We start from the raw sequence: 18,350 nt of genomic DNA, 5'->3' as shown, positions 1-18,350 counted from the left end.
GTACTGAAATTGAAACATTCGAATATAAAGGAGGATTCCGTCCTTGATTTTTAGCTCGGTTTTAAGAAAGGCTCGTGAAGAACGTAAAATGAGCCAAATTGAATTAATTCGCAAAATCCATGATGAATATGGAATTGATATATCAACTAGTATGTTATCTCGTTATGAGGATGAGTTGACTCCATTGCCAAGACGAATGTCAATAAAAGCAATGTTTGCACTATCGGTTTATTTAGATATTGATTTAAATGAACTTGCTCGGAAAGAAGTTGAAAAAATCATAAAGATAAAAAATAGTAATAAAAAATAAATTATCAGCATAGTGCTACAAGAGCACTATAGCATAGGTTTTAAATACATGCTATCGATTAACTGACTTTTATATAACTAAAAAACTCTTTTTGAGAATAATGGCGACTAATGGAATAATTTTACTAAGTCTAACTGAAAGAAATACAAAGAAGATTGCTAATGTTTAAAAGCTTTTAGAATAAAATTCATATTCTTTGAAATAGAAAACAGTTTCATTTACACTGTAGGCGTAGATGATAAGTTATAAGTTTGAAAGGGGTATGTAAAATGTCAGAACATAAAGCACAATTTCCTAAGACAATGGAACAACTCAATCAATTAATTGCAGATATTAGTCAATTAGAAACTAATATTCAGCAAACTCATTGGTATATGCGTGGATCAGAATTCTTTAGATTACATCCTCAAATGGATGAATATAACGAAGAATTAGGTGAACAACTTGATGAAATTGCTGAACGTTTAATTGCTCTGGGTGGTTCACCATATGCTACAACGCATGAATTTATTGATCATACCGGATTACCCGACGAAAAGATAACTTGGAATCAATATTCATTACCAGAACTAATGCAACGCCTTAATGATCAATTTAAGTATCTTGCCAGTCAGTATCGGATTGGTATGGAAGTATCGGATGAAGAACGGGACTTCTCCACTCAAGATATGTTAAACGGATTTAGGGCAGAAGTTGATAAATGGATTTGGATGGTTAGTGCATATCTTAACCAAGGTCCTTTAGATAAATAGAATTTTTTATAAATAATTGAAAAGGCTTAGCCGTTGAAAAACAGCTAAGCCTTTTAGATTGAATTGATATTTTAATCATCTCCATGATGATCAGCGTAGTAATCATTTGATGCATATTCTTTAGCAAGCGCTGGAGATTTATAATAATGAGCAGTAGTGGCTATCATTGCACCACCGGCTTCCGTCAGTACTTCAATTTTTTTACCGTCCACAGTTTGAGTAGTGTTATAGTAATAAGTTCCATCTCCACTGCCTTGGTACCAGCCTCGGATGTTTACTATCCTAGAGGGATTTTCGTCTCCTTTAAAGATACCATCATTACTTTCCATAAACGTCGCAACAACCCAGTTATCCTTACTAGTATCATTAGTATTGTAAGTAATTTCTGAGGGATGTTTTGAAGCCTCGAAAGCTTTGTCAGTTTTCCCCATACTTTTCCAAAGGTTACCATCAAAAGAAACGGTTTGAATTTTATCCCCATCAGTGTACGTATACCAAGTTCCTTGCATTCGTGAAGGAAATACAAATTTTTGATTATTTGTATCTGCGGTTGTATCTGATGAACCTGATTTATTAGATGACTTAGTGGTTGCAGATTTTGGAGTAGCCGTTTTTTTGCTATTAACAATATTTTTAAATCCGTTACTTAAACCTGTATTTTGAGTAGGTTCAAATGAACTAATCCATCGGGAGTTCCTTGATTTTGTTCAGTGTAATAGACAATAGGAGTATGATCCTGAATGGTAAATAGATAAATTCGCCCGCCAATGGTTGAGCCACCATTAGTATCTTCATAAATTGCTACCACATTTACCTTATATTTATTTGAACCGTCTGGCGACCAGCCAGCAGACAGCTTATGGTTGCTAAAAGCAGTTTTATTGTCGGAAAAATCGTTGGGATAATGTAAACCAGTATATGTTGTATTTCTATCTGGAGTACATTGAGTATAGCTTTGTTTCATAGTTTGTCCCCAAGTAACCATGAAGGAAGCTAATTTATCATCCTTGGTATCATTCCAGACACTCGAACTTTGATTGCTAGAATTTTTTGAATAAAAACTTTTAGCGGTAGAGTACTTTTTTGTGTTAGAAGAGGTGCCTGTTGTTTTAGTATTACTGCTAGTAGCGTTGGTAGTATTTTGCCCACAGGCGCTCAGAAGTAAGGTACAAAGCCCTAAAAGTAACGTTAAAGTAATTTTATTATGTGCATTTTTCAAACTGATTTCCTCCAAAAGATTTAATTAACGCTACTAACATTGTACTCCAAAACGTTAATCGATTAAATCTAAGTATAAATCATATTTGACTGCAGTTCGGAGCTTCAAATTAGCTTTAACAATGGGTTTTTCTTTACCTTTAACGGTGCGATATCGTTGTTCTACTGAATCTGAATCGAAATCAACTTGTCCTAAATAATAAAAATCAGAGCCTTCATCGTCACTTTTTTTAACAAAAAGTAGTAAATCAATCGTGTTATTTTGGTTACCTTCTAGTAGACGAACTACTTCATTAGAGTCAAGACGACGAGGGCTTTTAGTATACCAACTTAGTAAAGAAGAATTATAGAAAACGTTGTTATGGTTTAACTCATCAGGGATGTCCGCTCGTTTCTGGTAAGTAACAAACATAGGACAAAATCCCATTTTTTCTTTATAACCGTAAATTGCGGAAGATTGGTCTGTAGGCCAGCCTAACAAGCTGTTGACTTGGCGACGTGTGTATTTTTGATAGAGTGTAAATTTGGTATTCAAATCATAGTTCTTACTATTAATTAATCCAGTTGTAATTACGTCGTCGACTAGTTTTTTAAAGTAGGAGTTATTTTGATATGAATTCCAAATCGATTCATTCAAATGGTAAGTATTTTCAACCAAATTTATCATGGCAGTATTGCCATATTTTTTGCTGTCATTAGGCTGATAATAAGTTAAGTCTAGATGTTTTTCCAATGAGGTAATAGTTGCCACATCAGTATAAGTACCCATTTGACTTAGTTCGGTGATTAAATCATTTTTGGAATATTTACCATTATTAGTAAATAAATCCTGTAATAAAATTAATTCATGAACACGCATGCCGTTTAAAAATTCTCGCGAAATTAAGCGCAGAAAGCTATCCTCGAGCGTAGTTAACGCCTGCTGGTCATGCATTTTAAACAAAAATTGATGATAATTCTCATATTTATCCACAAAAATTTGAGCATTGGTAGAGCCGTACTTTTGAAAATCAACCAGTAAAGGAACTCGACCAAGTTTGTTTTTCAAGTCGATGTATGAAGCACGTAACTTCGTGAGGAGGGTCAAATTACTATTATTGATGGAATTATAGATTTGTTCTCGCGCAATTTCACTAAAATTAATAGAAGAAAGTCCGACCGTTTGATTAATAGATATTTTGTTACGAAGGCTATTTTTGTTTAACGTTTGATCACCAGTAAGGGCAATAGGAATCATATAATTATTCTGGTAATTTCCAATGAAGTCAATAATGGTGACAAAGTCCTTACCTTCACTTTTACGCAAGCCACGACCTAGTTGCTGAATAAAGATAATGCTAGATTCTGTATTCCTAAGCATAATAACTTGATTAATTTTAGGTATATCAATACCTTCATTAAAAATATCAACAGTAACAAGGTATTCTATTTCGCCGTTCTCAAACTTTTTGATAGTTGCTTCACGATTATCCACAGAGTCCTCACCAGTTAGTGCAACGGTTGGATGACCTTTTTGCGTCATAATTTGGGCTACTTCGTGGGCTTCTTCAGTTCTACTACAAAAAATTAGACCATAAACCTGATCGCCATCATGTCCGTAGTAATCAATTTGTTGTTCTACATAATCCATGCGCTCCCTAGAAACTAAGTGTTTCAGAGGCGTATTATCTGTGATGACTTGTCCCTCATACTCATAGTCAGTAATTCCAATGTAATGAAATTCACTCAACATTTTTTCTTCAATGGCATCCTGAAGCCGGATTTCATAAGCAATGTGATAATCAAAAAGTTCGTATATATTAAAATCATCTGTTCGCTCAGGTGTGGCAGTCATCCCTAATAGAAATTCAGGCTTGAAGTGATTGATTATTTTCTGGTAGGAAGCTGCACCAGCTTTGTGAGCTTCATCAATTAAAATATAGTCAAAAGTATTAGCCTTAAGTTCATTTAAAATGTCTGGTCTAGAAAGGGTTTGAATCGTAGCAAAAACGTATTTTCGGTCAATTTCTTTAGTTCCACCAGCGAGGATACCGTAGTCGTCCGCTGGTCCGCCTAGGACATTTTTAAAACTAAGTAAAGCTTTGCGGAGAATTTGTTCCCGATGAACCACGAATAAAAATTTACGAGGCCGATAATTACGCACATCAAAGGCTGCTAAGTATGTTTTGCCAGTACCGGTAGCAGAGATAATTAATCCGCGCTTCTGACCTTCTGAACGTAAATTAATCAAAGCTTTAAGTGCTGCTTGTTGCATTCGGTTAGGCGTTAAAGGTGATTTATTTTCCAATTGGAATGGAGTAGTGGGGCTGGATAGAGACACATTTTCTGAATAAAATTTGGCATACTGATCAATCCATTTTTGATTTAATGGTTGGGCTTTTTGCCATTGTTTCTCAACTTCTTGATTGATTTGTTCAGCTAAACGTCCTTCAGTTTTTGAAGATAATTTGAGATTCCATTCATAGTTTTGAATTAGGGCATTACTGGTCAAATTTGAGCTACCGATTAAAAATGTTTGATAGTCAGACTTATTAAAAATGTATCCTTTGGCATGAAAGTCACTATCAGCGTCGGCGATCCGTACTTCGACATTGGGAATTTTTAGGAGTTCCGCAAAAATTTTAGGTTGATTAAAATTTAAATAAGTTGAAGTTATAATTCTTCCAGAAACGTGATGACGGGCTAAATCAGCAAAGGTTACCTTTAAATCGGTTAATACTGCATTAGAAATAAATGCTACAGCAAAAGTAAAACTCGTACAGGTTCGCAATTCTTGCTCTAGGTGATGCTTTAATTTTTCGTGCGGAGCATTAGCAATTAGTTGTGGCGTGAATTCAGTTTTAGTAGCGATATTTTTATCTAATAATGCTGACAAAATTGAATTTGAAAAATTGGTATTTAAATTCATAGATAAACTCCTAATTGGAACGTTTGTTCTGTTTTTTACAATTATAACAATAATTCTTTAAAAGCATACCAAAGTAGGGAAACTGTTAAAAAAAGATACTTAATCCTTTAACCCAATAAAAATTAGCCGGTTAAAACTTTTAATCCGTCTTTATAGTCTTTACAGTTACATAACAAAAATAAAGAATTTAGGACACGTTGTAGTTAAAGATGTAGAATAATCTAAGTGTCTTTATAAGAGATAAGTTAAATAGAATGGAAATGGTGGGTGGATCTTTTTGGCGTTAATCGGATTGATCATTTTTATAATTGCTCAGCTAGGTTATGCTGGGTCAATTAGAATGGTAGGGGTTAATAAATACATGGCATGGATTACTTCAATGATAATCCAAACCCTTCTTCTATACATAATGGCGATGTTAAACTGGTTAAGGTTTGGGCTTCGCGCGGTTGTTATTTTGGGCTGTATTTTATTCTTGGTACGTATGGTAATGGCAATCTTCAAGATTCAAAAAATACCATTTGAAGGTTTTCATTATTTTGATTTGTGGATGATTGTGATTGGACTTTCACTAGGAACGACTTTATATAGCAGTCCTTTGCTTCACTATGATAATTATTCCCACTGGGCTTTAATTGTTAAATATTTAGTGTTACAAGGACACTTACCAATTGCTTCAGATGCAATCATTTCGTTTACTTCATATCCTCCGGCAACGGCTTTATTTATCACTCAATTTGTAACTTGGGTTGGATTCAGTAGTGGTGCAATGTTAGTAGGACAATTTTTACTAATTTGGGCGGGACTTTATGCTGTTTTTGCGGTATTAAGAGATTATACAAGGTCAACCAATGCTTTTATTTTATGTCTCACCATTTCACTCATTAATGTGTTCAACATTGCCATTCGGATGAACAATCTATTAGTTGATTTTATCCTTCCGGTAGTTGCAGCGGCTGGCATTGCCGGTGTCTATGTGTATCGACATCAACCATGGTTGCAATGTGTTACAGCCTTTTTGTTCGGTTCAGAGTTGTTTTTAATTAAAAATTCTGGAACCATGTATGTGGTTATGATTGGTTTTTACTTATTATATTTGTTAATGAAGAACTCTAAAGAAATTAAGTGGTTTAAGCGCTTTGGAAAAAGTTTGGGTCTAACAGCCCTTACGATGGTGGGGAGTTACCTATCATTTTTCTGGTGGAATCAGCATGTCCATGCCACTTTTAGCACCGTTTCTAAGCATCAAATTAGTACATCTGCATATAAAAATCAATTAGCTAGTGAAAGTTCAAAAGTAATAATGAAGATTGGTAATAAGTTTTTACATCAAATTTTCAGTTTGGATTCACTATCAACTAGGGGTTTTTTACTGGTTAATTTAACGCTGATAACCGCGTGGGTTGTTATTCGCTTGTATCTCAAGAAACCTAATAATTTACTCAAAGTCCTACTAGCTTTAGATGCTAGTTTTGTTGCATACTATCTCAGTGTCTTTGCGATGTATATTGTATCAATGCCTTATTCAGAAGCAATTAATTTAGAGGGTTCTGAACGTTATTTATCTAGTATGGTAATTTTAAACATGTTGTTAGCCACGATGGCACTCGTCGTAGCGATGGACCGAGCGATGTATGAGCCTGATGTAAGTAAACGTGGAATACGAAGTTTCAAAAATATTATTACAAAAAATACTTACCAATTATCTGCCTTAGTTTTAGCTTTATTTTCAACCATTCTGATGTTCTCAGAAATTAACGGGATTAAGTATCGGAGCACAATTGGAAAAGAAGAGTTACCGGTGGAACTTAATCATATTGCCAAACAAGATATGAAATACAATCATACTAAAGTATTGGTAGTTGATCCGCACACAGCTGACGTTAATGACTACTATGCTGGATATGTTGGTAAATACTATTTCTTCTCTGATAAAGTAGATGGACGCGAAAACTTTATGTTGTCCAATTCAGACTTTAAAAAAGTTGTTCAAAGATACCAATATGTGGCATTACCGGAATGGCACCGAACTTTCACAACAATGTTGAGAAAAACATATCACGAAGATTATAAGGTAGGCTTATATAAAGTTACCTCAAAAGGTTTACAAAAAGTTAATCAAATTAAAAATTAAAAAAACTTGATACGTAGCAATAATAACAACTCTAGGGAGTCTATTAAAATTACTATGTACCAAGTTTTTTAGTAACCACGAGTTAAATCAACAATATTTGTGTTGGGATGCCCATCTTTTAGAAAGGTTTGTAAGTTGTGGATAAACACATCCTGAACACCTGGCAGCATCTCAGAGCTTACTGCTGAATTATGCGGTGTAATTAAAACTTGTGGATAATCCCATAGTGGACTATCTGAAGTGAGCGGTTCTTCTTCGAAAACATCTAATGCGGCATGTTTAACGTGACCATCATCAAGAGCTTGCATTAAGGCAGAAGTATCGACTGATGGTCCTCGACCGACATTAATAAATAGATATAAATGCTCTAATTGATTAAAGAATTGATGGTCAAACATATGAGTAGTTTCTGGAGTTAAGGGGAGAATGTTGATAATAATATCAGCATCTTGAATGATATTTGAATAAGCGTTATCTGCTACGGTATCATCAAAATTAGTAGCTGCATGACCAGAATGGTTAACACCGGTAGTATAACCACCTAAAGCTTTAGCTTCTCGAGCAATTTCTTGTCCAATGTGACCAGTACCGAAAATTAACCATTTTTTATTTGAGAGTAGGGTTAGTTCCTCATAATGGCGACTACCATCCCATTGCTTTTGGCGATGCATGTTAAGAGCTAAATTCATATCGCGCATGAAGTATAAGGCATATAAAAGAACCGTATTGGCAATGGCTTCGCTGTGGACACCGCTAGTATTGGTTAAAGTAATTTTTTGATCTGTAAGTTGTTGTTTAGGAAAATAATCAATTCCAGCACTAAAAGATTGAATCCATTTTAACTGATGGTGAGGAGTATCTAATAGAGATTGCACATGATGGTCATAGCCCCAAGCAACTTGGATTTCTTTTAAGTCTGCCTTAGTAATAGACGAACTATTAAGGTATGTCACATTGTCTTTGGGTAAATTAGTCCTAATTTGTTTAGAAATTTGGTCGGATATATAAATTTTCATCTTAATCCTCCTTTGATTAATCGCCTCAATGATATAATATATAGAATACTTTTTACAGTAAGGAGCTTTAACAATGACAAGAAAAACCAACGCTGGGAAGATTAGTATACTTGCGTTATTTGCAGCGATTATTATTATTCAAAATTATGTCCCACTATTAGGATATATCCCCGTAGGAATATTTGTAGTAACTACAATTCACATCACGGTTGTTATTGCGGCGATTGTTCTAGGACCGGTAGATGGTGCGATAGTTGGTGGAATTTGGGGGATCGTTGATTGGATAAAGGCACTTACTTTAACAGCGAGTCCTTTTAGTAACATCGTGATGGCTAACCCCATGGTATCAATCGTACCTCGCATTTTAATCGGTTTAGTAACAGGTTTGGTAGTCAACTGGATGATAAGAATTAATATTAAACAACAGATTACTTTGATTGTCGGGTCGATCATTGGCTCTTTGGTTAATACTAGTTTAGTTTTAAGTATGATTTACATCTTTTTTCACAATGGTTCTGGAATTTATGCAGCTCTCAATATTCAAGATTTGATGCCATATTTATTGACTGTGGCGGGGGTTCATGGAATACCTGAGGCCATTGCAGCAGGTGTGATTGCACCGCTAATTTCAATTCCGCTGTTAAAATATACTAAAGTGGGACAAGAAAGATTCAGACAATATGAAAGAAAAAATTAATTTTTAACTTGATTAGTTGTCACAGGACTATGATTTTTTTGATGGTTCAGTTAAACTGAATACGTACACCAAAATGAAGGGTCTGGATTGCGAGTGGCGAAGAGAAAAAGAAGACGAAAATCTAGTTCTTTTTATAATCGAGGTCAGTTACACGTTTCTAACTTGATCGGTGTTTTGTTAGCATTATGCCTGATTGTAGCAGTTAGCATGAAGTTATATGTCACTCAGCATAATGTCGTGGACGATAGTGTGGCTACGGAAGCATCTAATGATGCTCAACATCAGCAATTTATTAAAACAATTGGACCGTATGCCCAACAAATGCAGCGGCAATATGGCATATTACCTAGCATTACAATGGCTCAAGCAATTTTAGAGTCGGATTGGGGACAGAGCACCCTATCTAAAAAGTTTAATAACTACTATGGAATTAAAGGTGATTCCGATTCTAATAGTAGGTATTTTAAGACGCAGGAATTCGTAAATGGTAGATGGGTAACTGTTTCAGCTCGATTTAGGGTTTATTCTTCATGGCAAGAGTCAATGCGGGATCATTCACTTCTTTTGGTTAACGGAACAAATTGGAATTCGCAACAGTACCAAGCGGTCATCAATGCGGCAGATTATAAACAAGCTGCGCAAGCACTGTATGATGCCCAATATGCAACTGATCCGGATTATCCTAGTAAATTAATTAATTTAATTCAAAAATATGGTTTAAATAACTATGATAAATAGGGGGATATTATGAAGTTACTTGAAGATAAGATTAAGTCCGAAGGAATCGTATTACCAAACAACGTTTTAAAGGTAGATGGTTTTTTAAATCACCAGGTGGATGCTCAATTGATGTTTGAAATTGGCAAAGAATTTGGACGTTTATTTAAAAAACAGAACGTAACAAAGATTTTAACGGTTGAATCTTCAGGAATTGCCCCTGCTGTAATGACTGGCTTAGCAATGGATGTGCCAGTTGTTTTCGCTAGAAAGCATAAGAGCTTGACCCTTACTGATGATTTATACACAGCGTCAGTTTACTCATATACAAAGCAAACTAGTAATCAAATCTCTATTTCAAAACGGTTTATTGATGAAAAAGATCGAGTTTTGATTATTGATGATTTTTTGGCTAATGGCCAAGCGGTTTCTGGATTGCTTGATATTGCGGATGCAGCTAATATCGATGTAGTGGGAGTCGGAATTGTGATTGAAAAGACTTTCCAAAAGGGAAGCCAAATTATTAAAGACCGTGACATTCAGTTAGAATCTTTAGCAAGAATTAAGGCGCTAACGGATGATGGTCAAGTTGAATTTGAATAAATAAGTAAGAAGATTGATGAACAGGCGGGATGATTTAAGTGGAGAGTGAAGTAATTACCTCTAGAAAAATTATTTATCCAGGGGACATAATTGGTATTATTGGAGAAGGACGTTCAAGTGTACAACTCGTTGCTACTGCAAAGTCAATGGGTTTTAAGGTTGCTACATACGTTACTTCTGAGAAAAATGGCGTGAATCAATATGCGGACATTAGTTTTGTCGGTAGTATTCATGATGGGGAAAAATTACAACGCTTTGCAGAACGTTGTAAAATTGTTCTATACGAATCAGAACTAATTGATATTAAAACAATTCAATATTTACAACAATTTGTTTCAATTCCACAAGGAGTTAAATTACTTGAATTAAATCAAGATCGAATCCTAGAACGAGCAACTCTAGAACAAACAGGGATTAAGGGAACGCCCTATGTTACAGTTGTAGATTTAGACGATTTATATGAGTCAATTAATGAAATTGGATATCCGGCTATTCTTCGTCCAATCTTAAAGGATGCTATGACTGAAAAAGAGTTAATTCTTAAGAGTGAGATAGATATTCCAAAGGCCAGCGTACTATTAGAACGTGGAACTTATATGCTTCAACCAGTTATGACCGGTGGAAAAGAAATCGCGGTAAGTATTGTTAAAGATCAAAATAATCGACAAAAAATGTTCCCAATGGTCGAGAATGTTTACGAAAACCATTTTCTAAAAGAAACTAAAGTTCCAGTTGATTTAGATTCAAAAGTTCAAAATTCAGTATTAGAAGCAGCAACTAAAATTGCTGGTTTAGTAGAGTACGTAGGTGTATTTTCAATCGTCTTCTATGTTGATGGTGAGGACATCTATTTTGAACAATTAATACCTGGAATTCGTGATGAACAAAACGTATTTAATCTAGCGTCAAACACCACGGTCTATGAAGAAATGCTCCGGGCCTTGAGTGGAATGATGATTAGTGACATCCGGCTCCAAGTACCAACCATCATGTTAAACATTACGGATGAACAAATGAAGAAAATCAAAACACAGTGGTTAATTAAATCAAATTGGCATTTCCACTTCTATCCACAAGTAGATGAAGCAGATGCTAAACAGCATATCGGATATATCTTGGCAGATGGTGATGATGTCAAACAAATTCAAGAACAAATTGATAACACTGATATTTGGTAAAACTCTGTTAAAGTCGGTAAATAAACCGGCTTTTTTTGATATAATGGTTTGTGGTTATTTTTTAGTTACGTAGATAGAGAGGATTGAACAAATTGCCAGAAATTAATTTAATAAAAGGCCTTAATGATATGCAAAAAGAAGCGGTTCAGACAACTGAAGGACCGTTATTGATTATGGCCGGCGCCGGTAGTGGTAAGACCCGAGTTTTGACGCACCGCGTTGCATATCTAATAGAAGAAAAAGGTGTTAATCCGTGGAATGTTTTGGCAATTACCTTCACTAATAAGGCTGCTAGAGAGATGCGTGAGCGAGTTACTAGTTTGCTGGGTGATGAAGCTGCTGAAATTTGGGTATCAACGTTCCATGCTCTTTGCGTAAGAATTTTAAGAAGAAATATTGATCAACTTGGATATAATCGAGCATTTTCGATTGCCGATCCTAGCGAACAAAGAACCCTAGTTAAACATATTTTAGCCGATTTAAATTATGATCCTAAAAAGTTTGATCCACGTTCAGTTTTAGGAACGATTTCCAATGCTAAAAATGATTTAAAAACGCCACTCACTTATCGTGAGAATGCAAGTACTCCATATGAACAGGTAGTCGCAGATATCTATGAAGAATATCAGCGTCGCTTAGAGAACAATCAGGCTTTAGATTTTGATGATTTGATTATGAAAACCATCGAACTTTTCCAAAAGAATCCTGAAACCTTATCATTTTATCAAAATAAATTTCATTATATTCATGTGGATGAATATCAGGATACTAATCAGGCTCAATATCAATTAGTAACGATGCTAGCTAAACATTTTAGAAATATCTGTGTAGTTGGTGATTCTGATCAAAGTATTTATGGTTGGCGGGGCGCCGATATGCAAAACATCATGAACTTTGAATCAGATTATCCAGATTCAAAGACTGTAATGTTGGAACAAAACTATCGTTCAACCCAAAATATTTTAAATGCTGCTAATGATGTGATTGAAAATAATGTAGAACGTAAACCTAAACAACTTTGGACTGATAATGATGAAGGTGAAAAAATTTCATATTATCGTGGCCAGACGGGGATTGATGAAGCCCATTTCATCGTTCAAAAAATTCGTGAGCAAATTAAAGAGCATAATTTAAATTACGGAGATTTTGCCATTCTTTACCGGACGAATGCACAGTCACGAGTAATTGAAGATACGTTTGTTAAATCCAACATCCCTTACTTAATGGTCGGGGGACATAAATTCTACGATCGTAAGGAAATTAGAGATGTACTGAGTTACCTTACTTTGATTGCTAACGAAGACGATTCGATGAGTTTTGAACGAGTGATCAATGAACCTAAACGTGGGATTGGTTCGACTTCTATTGCTAAATTACAAGCTTTCGCGGATGAAAATAATTGGTCCTTATTGAAAGCGGCTCGTAGTGTTCAGATTGCAAATGGAATTTCTAGTCGAGCTCGCAATGCAATTGAAGATTTCGCTAAGATGATTGACGCTCTACGTAAATCAGGTGAATTTTTAAATATCACAGAATTAACAGAAGCAGTCTTGGAACAAACTGGTTATCGAGCTGCTTTAGAAAAATCTAGAACGATGGAATCAGAAGCACGCCTTGAAAATATTGACGAATTTTTAACAGTTACTAAGCAATTTGACGATAAGAATGAAGCTGAGGGAAATGAAATTGCTGACGAAAATGGTGATAACATTCAATTAGTAGATTTCCTAGCGGATTTGGCCTTAGTTTCTGATCAAGATAATGTGGAAGAAGAACCATCAGGAGTAACCCTCATGACCCTGCATGCGGCTAAGGGTCTTGAATTTCCAATCGTATTTTTAGTTGGGATGGAAGATGGAATTTTCCCACTTTCTAGAGCAATGATGGACCAAGAACAATTGGAAGAAGAACGACGATTAGCCTATGTTGGAATCACCCGAGCACGTCAAAAGTTGTATATTACGAATGCTTATTCTAGAATGCTTTATGGTAGGACACAAACTAATCCAGCTTCACGGTTCATTTCAGAAATTGGATCACAATATTTGAAGAGTGAAAATGAAGAAAAGAGTTTTTCAAGAAATACTAAAGAAAAATCATATCCGTTTGACAATAACCGAAATGCACGCGCAACAGCTAGTGTTTATGGTAATACCCATGCTACGGCGGTTAAATCTAATGGTAGCGGAGCTGGTAAAGTTAGCTGGAATGCTGGGGATAAAGTCGAACATAAAGCTTGGGGTATTGGTACCGTAGTGAAGGTGTCTGGCGCTGGAGAAGATGCCGAATTGGATATCGCCTTTAAAGATCAAGGAATTAAGCGGTTATTGGCCGCTTTTGCACCAATTAAACGGGTTGTTGAATAAAGAATTTTATACAGGGTTTAGGTTAGCGGTATAATTAGGGATAAATGAAAGATTGAGGAAACTTTTCTATGAATGTAACTAAAAAATTGAGTTTATTAGTTGCCACATTAGTTATGGGCGTGGGACTGACTGCCTGCGGAAGTTTAGATAATTCATCAATGCAATCTTCTACCAATAATGTGACCGGAAAAAAGAACAAAAAAAATAATTACCAAACAACAGGATCAGCTTCAGGCTCGTATGCTGGGGTGATTAAAAATGGAAAATACGTGACAAGCAAGTCACGGGGATTAACTGCCGATCAAAATGGTAATGTTAATAACACCAAGAGTTTCGAGAGTGGATTACAAGACATTTCCAAAAAGATTTTTCCAACCTCTCAATATGTTTTCCAAGAAGGTCAATATCTGAGTTCAGATACTGTTCAAAATTGGCTTGATCGGGAATCTAAGAGCAATCCGGAAGGGCTGAACCCTAAGGATAATGGTTCAAAAGACCCAGACAAACGAAACCCAATTTATCTCCAGGCTCTTGAAGAACAGGATTATATGGAAAAATCAGGAACTTCTTTGAAACTCAAAGGGGTTACAATTGGATTAGCGATGAATTCGGTTGATTATTATCAAAAAGAACAATACGGCGCTCAATATGAGACTAAAATCTCAGATGCAGAGATTAAGGCTAAGAGTCAAGAAATTGCTCAAAAAGTGCTAGAACGACTTCGCAAGAAATCTGAATTTAAAAATGTTCCAATTGTGATTGCAGTCTATAAACAAGCTTCCAATGATAGCCTAGTTGGTGGAACGTTTATGCGTTATTCTAACAATTCCGGTGAAAAGCTTGCAAAATGGAAAGACTTAGACTACAAGAATGTTGTTTATCCAATTAGTGATACGGAAACCTCACCTAATAGCAATGATTCTAGTGCGTTTGATAACTTTAAGACGCAAGTAGAAAGCTTCTTCCCTAATTTAAGTGGGATTACTGCAAAAGCAAGATACGACGGTAAATCGATGGAAGGTATGAGTGTATCAATCACGACTCAATTCTATAGTGAGACTGAGATTAACAGTTTTACTCAATTTGTTTCAACTCAGGCTGAAAAGTATCTTCCTAGTGGAGTTAATATTGATATAACAATTAAATCTACCGATGAAGTCCAGAGTTTCCTATCGCGCTCAGCTAAAGAAAAGACGTTTAGTTCTCATGTCTTTTCAAGTTATTAAATCTTAGAAGGAGAAATCAATGACAACTGAAAATAACATTACTAAAAAAGATGTAGAACATGTTGCTACGTTAGCTAAACTAAAATTTAATGACGAACAACTTGAAAAATTTACGGATCAAATCGAAGATATTATCGATTTAGTGGATACTTTAAATGAGGTTGACACAACCAATGTCGAACCTACTTTTAATGTTACTGATCAATTAAATCGAATGCGTGAAGATGTAGCTGTTCGTTCGAATGATAAGGAAGCATTATTAGCTAATGCCCCTGAAACAGAAAACGGATTTATCCGTGTACCAGCAATTCTTGATGAAAGTGGGGAAGCATAATGAAGTTTTTTGATATAACAGTAACAGAGCTTCACCAAAAGTTAGTTGATAAAGAATTAACAGTAACTGAATTAGTTTCAGAAACATTGGATCAAATTGAAGCCGACCAAAAAGTTTTAAATGATTTTGTGACCATTAATCGCGAGGGAGCTTTAGCTCAAGCCCGTGCTATCGATGAAAAGGGAATTAACCCTGATAATATTTGGGCCGGAATCCCGATTGCTATCAAAGACAATATTGTAACCAAAGGAATCAAAACTACTGCTGCATCTAAGATGCTCAGTAACTTCACACCCATCTACGATGCAACTGTTATTGAACGTTTACAAGCTAATGATGTAATTATTATTGGTAAGACAAATATGGATGAATTTGCCATGGGTGGATCAACTGAAACTTCATACTTTGGTGATACGCGTAATCCATGGGATCATACTAAGGTTCCTGGTGGGTCATCAGGTGGTTCTGCTACAACAGTTTCAGCTGGAAATTCAATTGCTGCTCTTGGTTCAGACACGGGTGGCTCAATTCGTCAACCAGCCTCATACACTGGAATTGTTGGGGTGAAACCAACTTATGGACGTATCTCACGTTATGGTTTAATTGCTTTTGGATCAAGTTTAGATCAAATTGGACCCATGACGCGTACAGTTAAGGATAATGCAGCTTTATTGAATATTATTGCTGGAATGGATGAGCGCGATTTAACTAGTTCTGACAAAAAGGTACCAGACTTCACATCTAAGATTGGTAAAGATATTAAGGGGATGAAGATTGGTTTGCCTAAAGAATATCTAGGCGATGGAATCAATGAAGACGTTAAAAAAGTCGTACGTCAGGCAGTTGAAACATTAACCAATTTGGGAGCAACGATTGAAGAAATTTCGCTCCCACGGAGTAAGTATGGTGTAGCAGCTTATTATATTATCGGTTCTTCAGAAGCTTCATCTAACTTACAACGCTTCGATGGTATTAGATATGGTCATCGAGCTCAAGATGTCAAAAATCTTGAAGATGTATATGTTAAATCACGTTCCGAAGGTTTCGGAGATGAAGTAAAGCGTCGTATCATGTTAGGGACTTATTCGTTATCGGCTGGTACATATGATGCATACTTTAAGAAGGCAGCCCAAGTTCGTACTTTAATTATTAATGATTTCAATAAAATCTTTGAAGATTATGATTTGATTATTGGACCAACAGCTCCAACACCAGCCTACGCTATAGGCGCTGAAGTTGATGATCCAACTACAATGTATATGAATGATGTTTTAACAATCCCAGTTAACTTAGCAGGTTTACCAGCAATGTCAGTTCCTGCTGGATTTAGTGATAATATGCCAGTCGGATTACAAATTATTGCTAAACCGTTTGATGAAGAAACGATGTATCAAGCTGGGGCAGCTTTTGAAGCTGCGACCGAGGTACATTCAAAGCACCCTGAAATGGAGGACAAATAATGAATTTTAAAACAACTATTGGACTTGAAGTCCACATTGAATTAAAAACAAACTCGAAAATTTTTAGTCCTTCACCCGTTGAATTTGGTGACCAACCTAATGCTAATACGAACGTAATTGACTGGGGATACCCGGGAGTATTACCTCAAACTAACAAGGGTGTGGTTGAGGCAGGGATGATGGCTGCCAAAGCTTTACATGCTAATATTACTAGAACTCAACATTTCGATCGTAAAAATTATTTTTATCCTGATAATCCTAAGGCTTATCAAGTTACCCAAGCGGATACTCCAATTGGTACGGATGGTTGGATTGAAATTGAAGTAGAAGGTAAAAAGAAAAAAGTCGGTATTGCTGAGATGCATATTGAAGAAGATGCCGGTAAAAATAGTCATAATCCCAATGGATACTCTTATGTTGATTTGAATCGTCAGGGTACTCCGTTAATTGAAATTGTTTCTAAACCAGATATCGAATCACCAGATGAAGCTTATGCATATCTTGAAGCGTTGCGTCAACGAATTCAATTTACTGGTATTTCAGATGTTAAGATGGAAGAAGGATCCATGCGAGTCGACGTTAATATTTCTATTAGACCACTGGGTTCTGAAAAGTTTGGTACAAAAGCTGAATTGAAGAATATTAATTCCTTTAACTTTGTTCGTAAGGGACTTGCTTTTGAAGAAAAACGTCAACAAAAAATTCTGTTAGCTGGTGGACAAGTTCGTCCTGAAACGCGTCGTTATGATGAAGCTACGGGGCAAACTATTTTGATGCGTGTCAAAGAAGGGGCAGAAGATTATCGTTATTTCCCAGAACCGGATCTTCCAAGCATTACCATTGATGATGAATGGATCAAAGACGTTGAAGATAAGATGCCAGAAATGCCTGGTAAGCGTCGTGCTCGTTACGTTGAAGAACTTGGTTTGACAGATTACGATGCGATGGTCTTAACTCAAACTAAGGAAATGTCAGATTTCTTTGAAGCTACTGTTGCTCAAGGAGCTGATCCTAAATTAACGGCCAACTATTTGATGGGGGATGTTAATGCCTACTTAAATGACCAAAAAGTCGATCTTCAAGAAACCAAATTAACTCCTGAACACTTGGCCAGCATGGTTAAAATGATTACTGATGAAACGATTTCTTCTAAGATGGCTAAGAAGGTCTTTAAAGCTATCACCCAAGGTGAAGAACCTACAAGTTGGGTTAAAGCTAAGGGACTGGTTCAACTATCAGACCCAGCTGTTTTGAAGCCAATGATTGTAGAAATCGTTGATAATAATGAACAATCTGTTGCTGACTTTAAGAATGGTAAAGATCGAGCAGTGGGCTTCTTAGTGGGACAAATTATGAAACAAACTAAAGGACAAGCTAACCCTAAAGTAGTTAACAAAATCCTAATGCAAGAACTTAATTCTCGTTAGAGGA

At 35.8% G+C, this 18,350-nt stretch carries 16 protein-coding genes; 12 read left to right on the top strand and 4 right to left on the bottom strand.

The window, feature by feature from the left end:
* The first annotated feature begins 43 nt into the window (after nucleotides 1-43).
* On the top strand, nucleotides 44-310 hold the full coding sequence (locus tag HFC68_RS05715) for a helix-turn-helix domain-containing protein (protein ID WP_002833368.1): 267 nt from the start codon (nucleotides 44-46) through the stop codon (nucleotides 308-310).
* A 269-nt stretch (nucleotides 311-579) separates the two neighbouring features.
* The gene (locus tag HFC68_RS05710) at nucleotides 580-1,062 is read left to right on the top strand and encodes a DNA starvation/stationary phase protection protein (protein WP_002833369.1); all 483 of its coding nucleotides are present in this window, start codon (nucleotides 580-582) and stop codon (nucleotides 1,060-1,062) included.
* Between the two features lie 71 nt (nucleotides 1,063-1,133).
* Here the strand turns inward: HFC68_RS05710 and HFC68_RS09345 are convergent, their stop codons facing one another.
* The 3 genes from HFC68_RS09345 to HFC68_RS05700 all read right to left on the bottom strand — a co-directional run bounded on the left by HFC68_RS09345 (nucleotide 1,134) and on the right by HFC68_RS05700 (nucleotide 5,188).
* On the bottom strand, nucleotides 1,134-1,571 hold the full coding sequence (locus HFC68_RS09345; protein WP_011673647.1) for a hypothetical protein: 438 nt from the start codon (nucleotides 1,569-1,571) through the stop codon (nucleotides 1,134-1,136).
* A 137-nt stretch (nucleotides 1,572-1,708) separates the two neighbouring features.
* Complete coding sequence (locus tag HFC68_RS09340) at nucleotides 1,709-2,281, bottom strand: DUF4767 domain-containing protein (protein WP_011673646.1); 573 nt, start codon at nucleotides 2,279-2,281, stop codon at nucleotides 1,709-1,711.
* Nucleotides 2,282-2,335: 54 nt separating this feature from the next.
* Nucleotides 2,336-5,188: a DUF3427 domain-containing protein gene (locus HFC68_RS05700; protein ID WP_011673645.1), complete on the bottom strand. Its 2,853-nt coding sequence runs from the start codon at nucleotides 5,186-5,188 to the stop codon at nucleotides 2,336-2,338.
* Nucleotides 5,189-5,465: 277 nt separating this feature from the next.
* Here HFC68_RS05700 and HFC68_RS05695 point away from each other — a divergent pair, with 277 nt between their 5' ends.
* On the top strand, nucleotides 5,466-7,322 hold the full coding sequence (locus tag HFC68_RS05695; protein ID WP_011673644.1) for an ABC transporter permease: 1,857 nt from the start codon (nucleotides 5,466-5,468) through the stop codon (nucleotides 7,320-7,322).
* Between the two features lie 68 nt (nucleotides 7,323-7,390).
* On the opposite strand, the gene HFC68_RS05690 is transcribed toward HFC68_RS05695, so the two are convergent.
* Nucleotides 7,391-8,338 (bottom strand): phosphoglycerate dehydrogenase, encoded by a 948-nt coding sequence (locus HFC68_RS05690; protein ID WP_011673643.1) that lies wholly within the window; start codon nucleotides 8,336-8,338, stop codon nucleotides 7,391-7,393.
* Between the two features lie 73 nt (nucleotides 8,339-8,411).
* Between HFC68_RS05690 and HFC68_RS05685 the strand changes: the two genes are divergently transcribed.
* The 9 genes from HFC68_RS05685 to gatB all read left to right on the top strand — a co-directional run bounded on the left by HFC68_RS05685 (nucleotide 8,412) and on the right by gatB (nucleotide 18,346).
* Entirely contained in the window at nucleotides 8,412-9,035 is a 624-nt protein-coding gene (locus tag HFC68_RS05685; protein WP_011673642.1) for an ECF transporter S component, read from the top strand.
* 93 nt (nucleotides 9,036-9,128) lie between these two features.
* Nucleotides 9,129-9,773: a glycoside hydrolase family 73 protein gene (locus HFC68_RS05680; RefSeq protein WP_036673025.1), complete on the top strand. Its 645-nt coding sequence runs from the start codon at nucleotides 9,129-9,131 to the stop codon at nucleotides 9,771-9,773.
* A gap of 9 nt (nucleotides 9,774-9,782) precedes the next feature.
* Nucleotides 9,783-10,355 (top strand): xanthine phosphoribosyltransferase, encoded by a 573-nt coding sequence (locus tag HFC68_RS05675; RefSeq protein ID WP_011673640.1) that lies wholly within the window; start codon nucleotides 9,783-9,785, stop codon nucleotides 10,353-10,355.
* Between the two features lie 38 nt (nucleotides 10,356-10,393).
* Nucleotides 10,394-11,533: an ATP-grasp domain-containing protein gene (locus tag HFC68_RS05670; RefSeq protein WP_002833377.1), complete on the top strand. Its 1,140-nt coding sequence runs from the start codon at nucleotides 10,394-10,396 to the stop codon at nucleotides 11,531-11,533.
* A 92-nt stretch (nucleotides 11,534-11,625) separates the two neighbouring features.
* Nucleotides 11,626-13,899: a DNA helicase PcrA gene (gene pcrA / locus HFC68_RS05665; protein WP_011673639.1), complete on the top strand. Its 2,274-nt coding sequence runs from the start codon at nucleotides 11,626-11,628 to the stop codon at nucleotides 13,897-13,899.
* 68 nt (nucleotides 13,900-13,967) lie between these two features.
* Nucleotides 13,968-15,125, top strand: a complete 1,158-nt coding sequence (locus HFC68_RS05660; protein WP_002833380.1) for a CamS family sex pheromone protein — start codon at nucleotides 13,968-13,970, stop codon at nucleotides 15,123-15,125.
* Nucleotides 15,126-15,144: 19 nt separating this feature from the next.
* Nucleotides 15,145-15,459, top strand: a complete 315-nt coding sequence (gene gatC / locus HFC68_RS05655; protein ID WP_002833381.1) for an Asp-tRNA(Asn)/Glu-tRNA(Gln) amidotransferase subunit GatC — start codon at nucleotides 15,145-15,147, stop codon at nucleotides 15,457-15,459.
* Nucleotides 15,459-16,919 carry an Asp-tRNA(Asn)/Glu-tRNA(Gln) amidotransferase subunit GatA gene (gene gatA, locus HFC68_RS05650; protein WP_011673638.1) on the top strand — a complete coding sequence of 487 codons (1,461 nt, stop codon included), beginning with the start codon at nucleotides 15,459-15,461 and terminating at the stop codon, nucleotides 16,917-16,919. The genes gatC and gatA overlap by 1 nt, the downstream gene beginning before the upstream one ends.
* Nucleotides 16,919-18,346, top strand: coding sequence for an Asp-tRNA(Asn)/Glu-tRNA(Gln) amidotransferase subunit GatB (gene gatB, locus HFC68_RS05645; protein WP_011673637.1), 1,428 nt, complete (start codon nucleotides 16,919-16,921; stop codon nucleotides 18,344-18,346). Before gatA ends, gatB begins: the two co-directional genes overlap by 1 nt.
* Nucleotides 18,347-18,350 lie beyond the last annotated feature (4 nt).

Origin of the sequence: Pediococcus sp. EKM201D (genome assembly GCF_011800215.1) — a bacterium.
Classification (GTDB): domain Bacteria; phylum Bacillota; class Bacilli; order Lactobacillales; family Lactobacillaceae; genus Pediococcus; species Pediococcus pentosaceus.
Note: the sequence above shows the minus strand (reverse complement) of the source record. Positions and strands in the feature narration are given on the sequence as shown.

Bases quoted from the DNA above. Each gene is read 5' to 3' on its own strand.
- HFC68_RS05710 (WP_002833369.1), top strand. From the start codon at position 580: ATGTCAGAACATAAAGCACAATTTCCTAAGACAATGGAACAACTCAAT.
- HFC68_RS09345 (WP_011673647.1), bottom strand. From the start codon at position 1,571: ATGCAAGGAACTTGGTATACGTACACTGATGGGGATAAAATTCAAACC.
- HFC68_RS05700 (WP_011673645.1), bottom strand. From the start codon at position 5,188: ATGAATTTAAATACCAATTTTTCAAATTCAATTTTGTCAGCATTATTA.
- HFC68_RS05690 (WP_011673643.1), bottom strand. From the start codon at position 8,338: ATGAAAATTTATATATCCGACCAAATTTCTAAACAAATTAGGACTAAT.
- HFC68_RS05685 (WP_011673642.1), top strand. From the start codon at position 8,412: ATGACAAGAAAAACCAACGCTGGGAAGATTAGTATACTTGCGTTATTT.
- HFC68_RS05675 (WP_011673640.1), top strand. From the start codon at position 9,783: ATGAAGTTACTTGAAGATAAGATTAAGTCCGAAGGAATCGTATTACCA.
- HFC68_RS05660 (WP_002833380.1), top strand. From the start codon at position 13,968: ATGAATGTAACTAAAAAATTGAGTTTATTAGTTGCCACATTAGTTATG.
- gatC (WP_002833381.1), top strand. From the start codon at position 15,145: ATGACAACTGAAAATAACATTACTAAAAAAGATGTAGAACATGTTGCT.
- gatA (WP_011673638.1), top strand. From the start codon at position 15,459: ATGAAGTTTTTTGATATAACAGTAACAGAGCTTCACCAAAAGTTAGTT.
- gatB (WP_011673637.1), top strand. From the start codon at position 16,919: ATGAATTTTAAAACAACTATTGGACTTGAAGTCCACATTGAATTAAAA.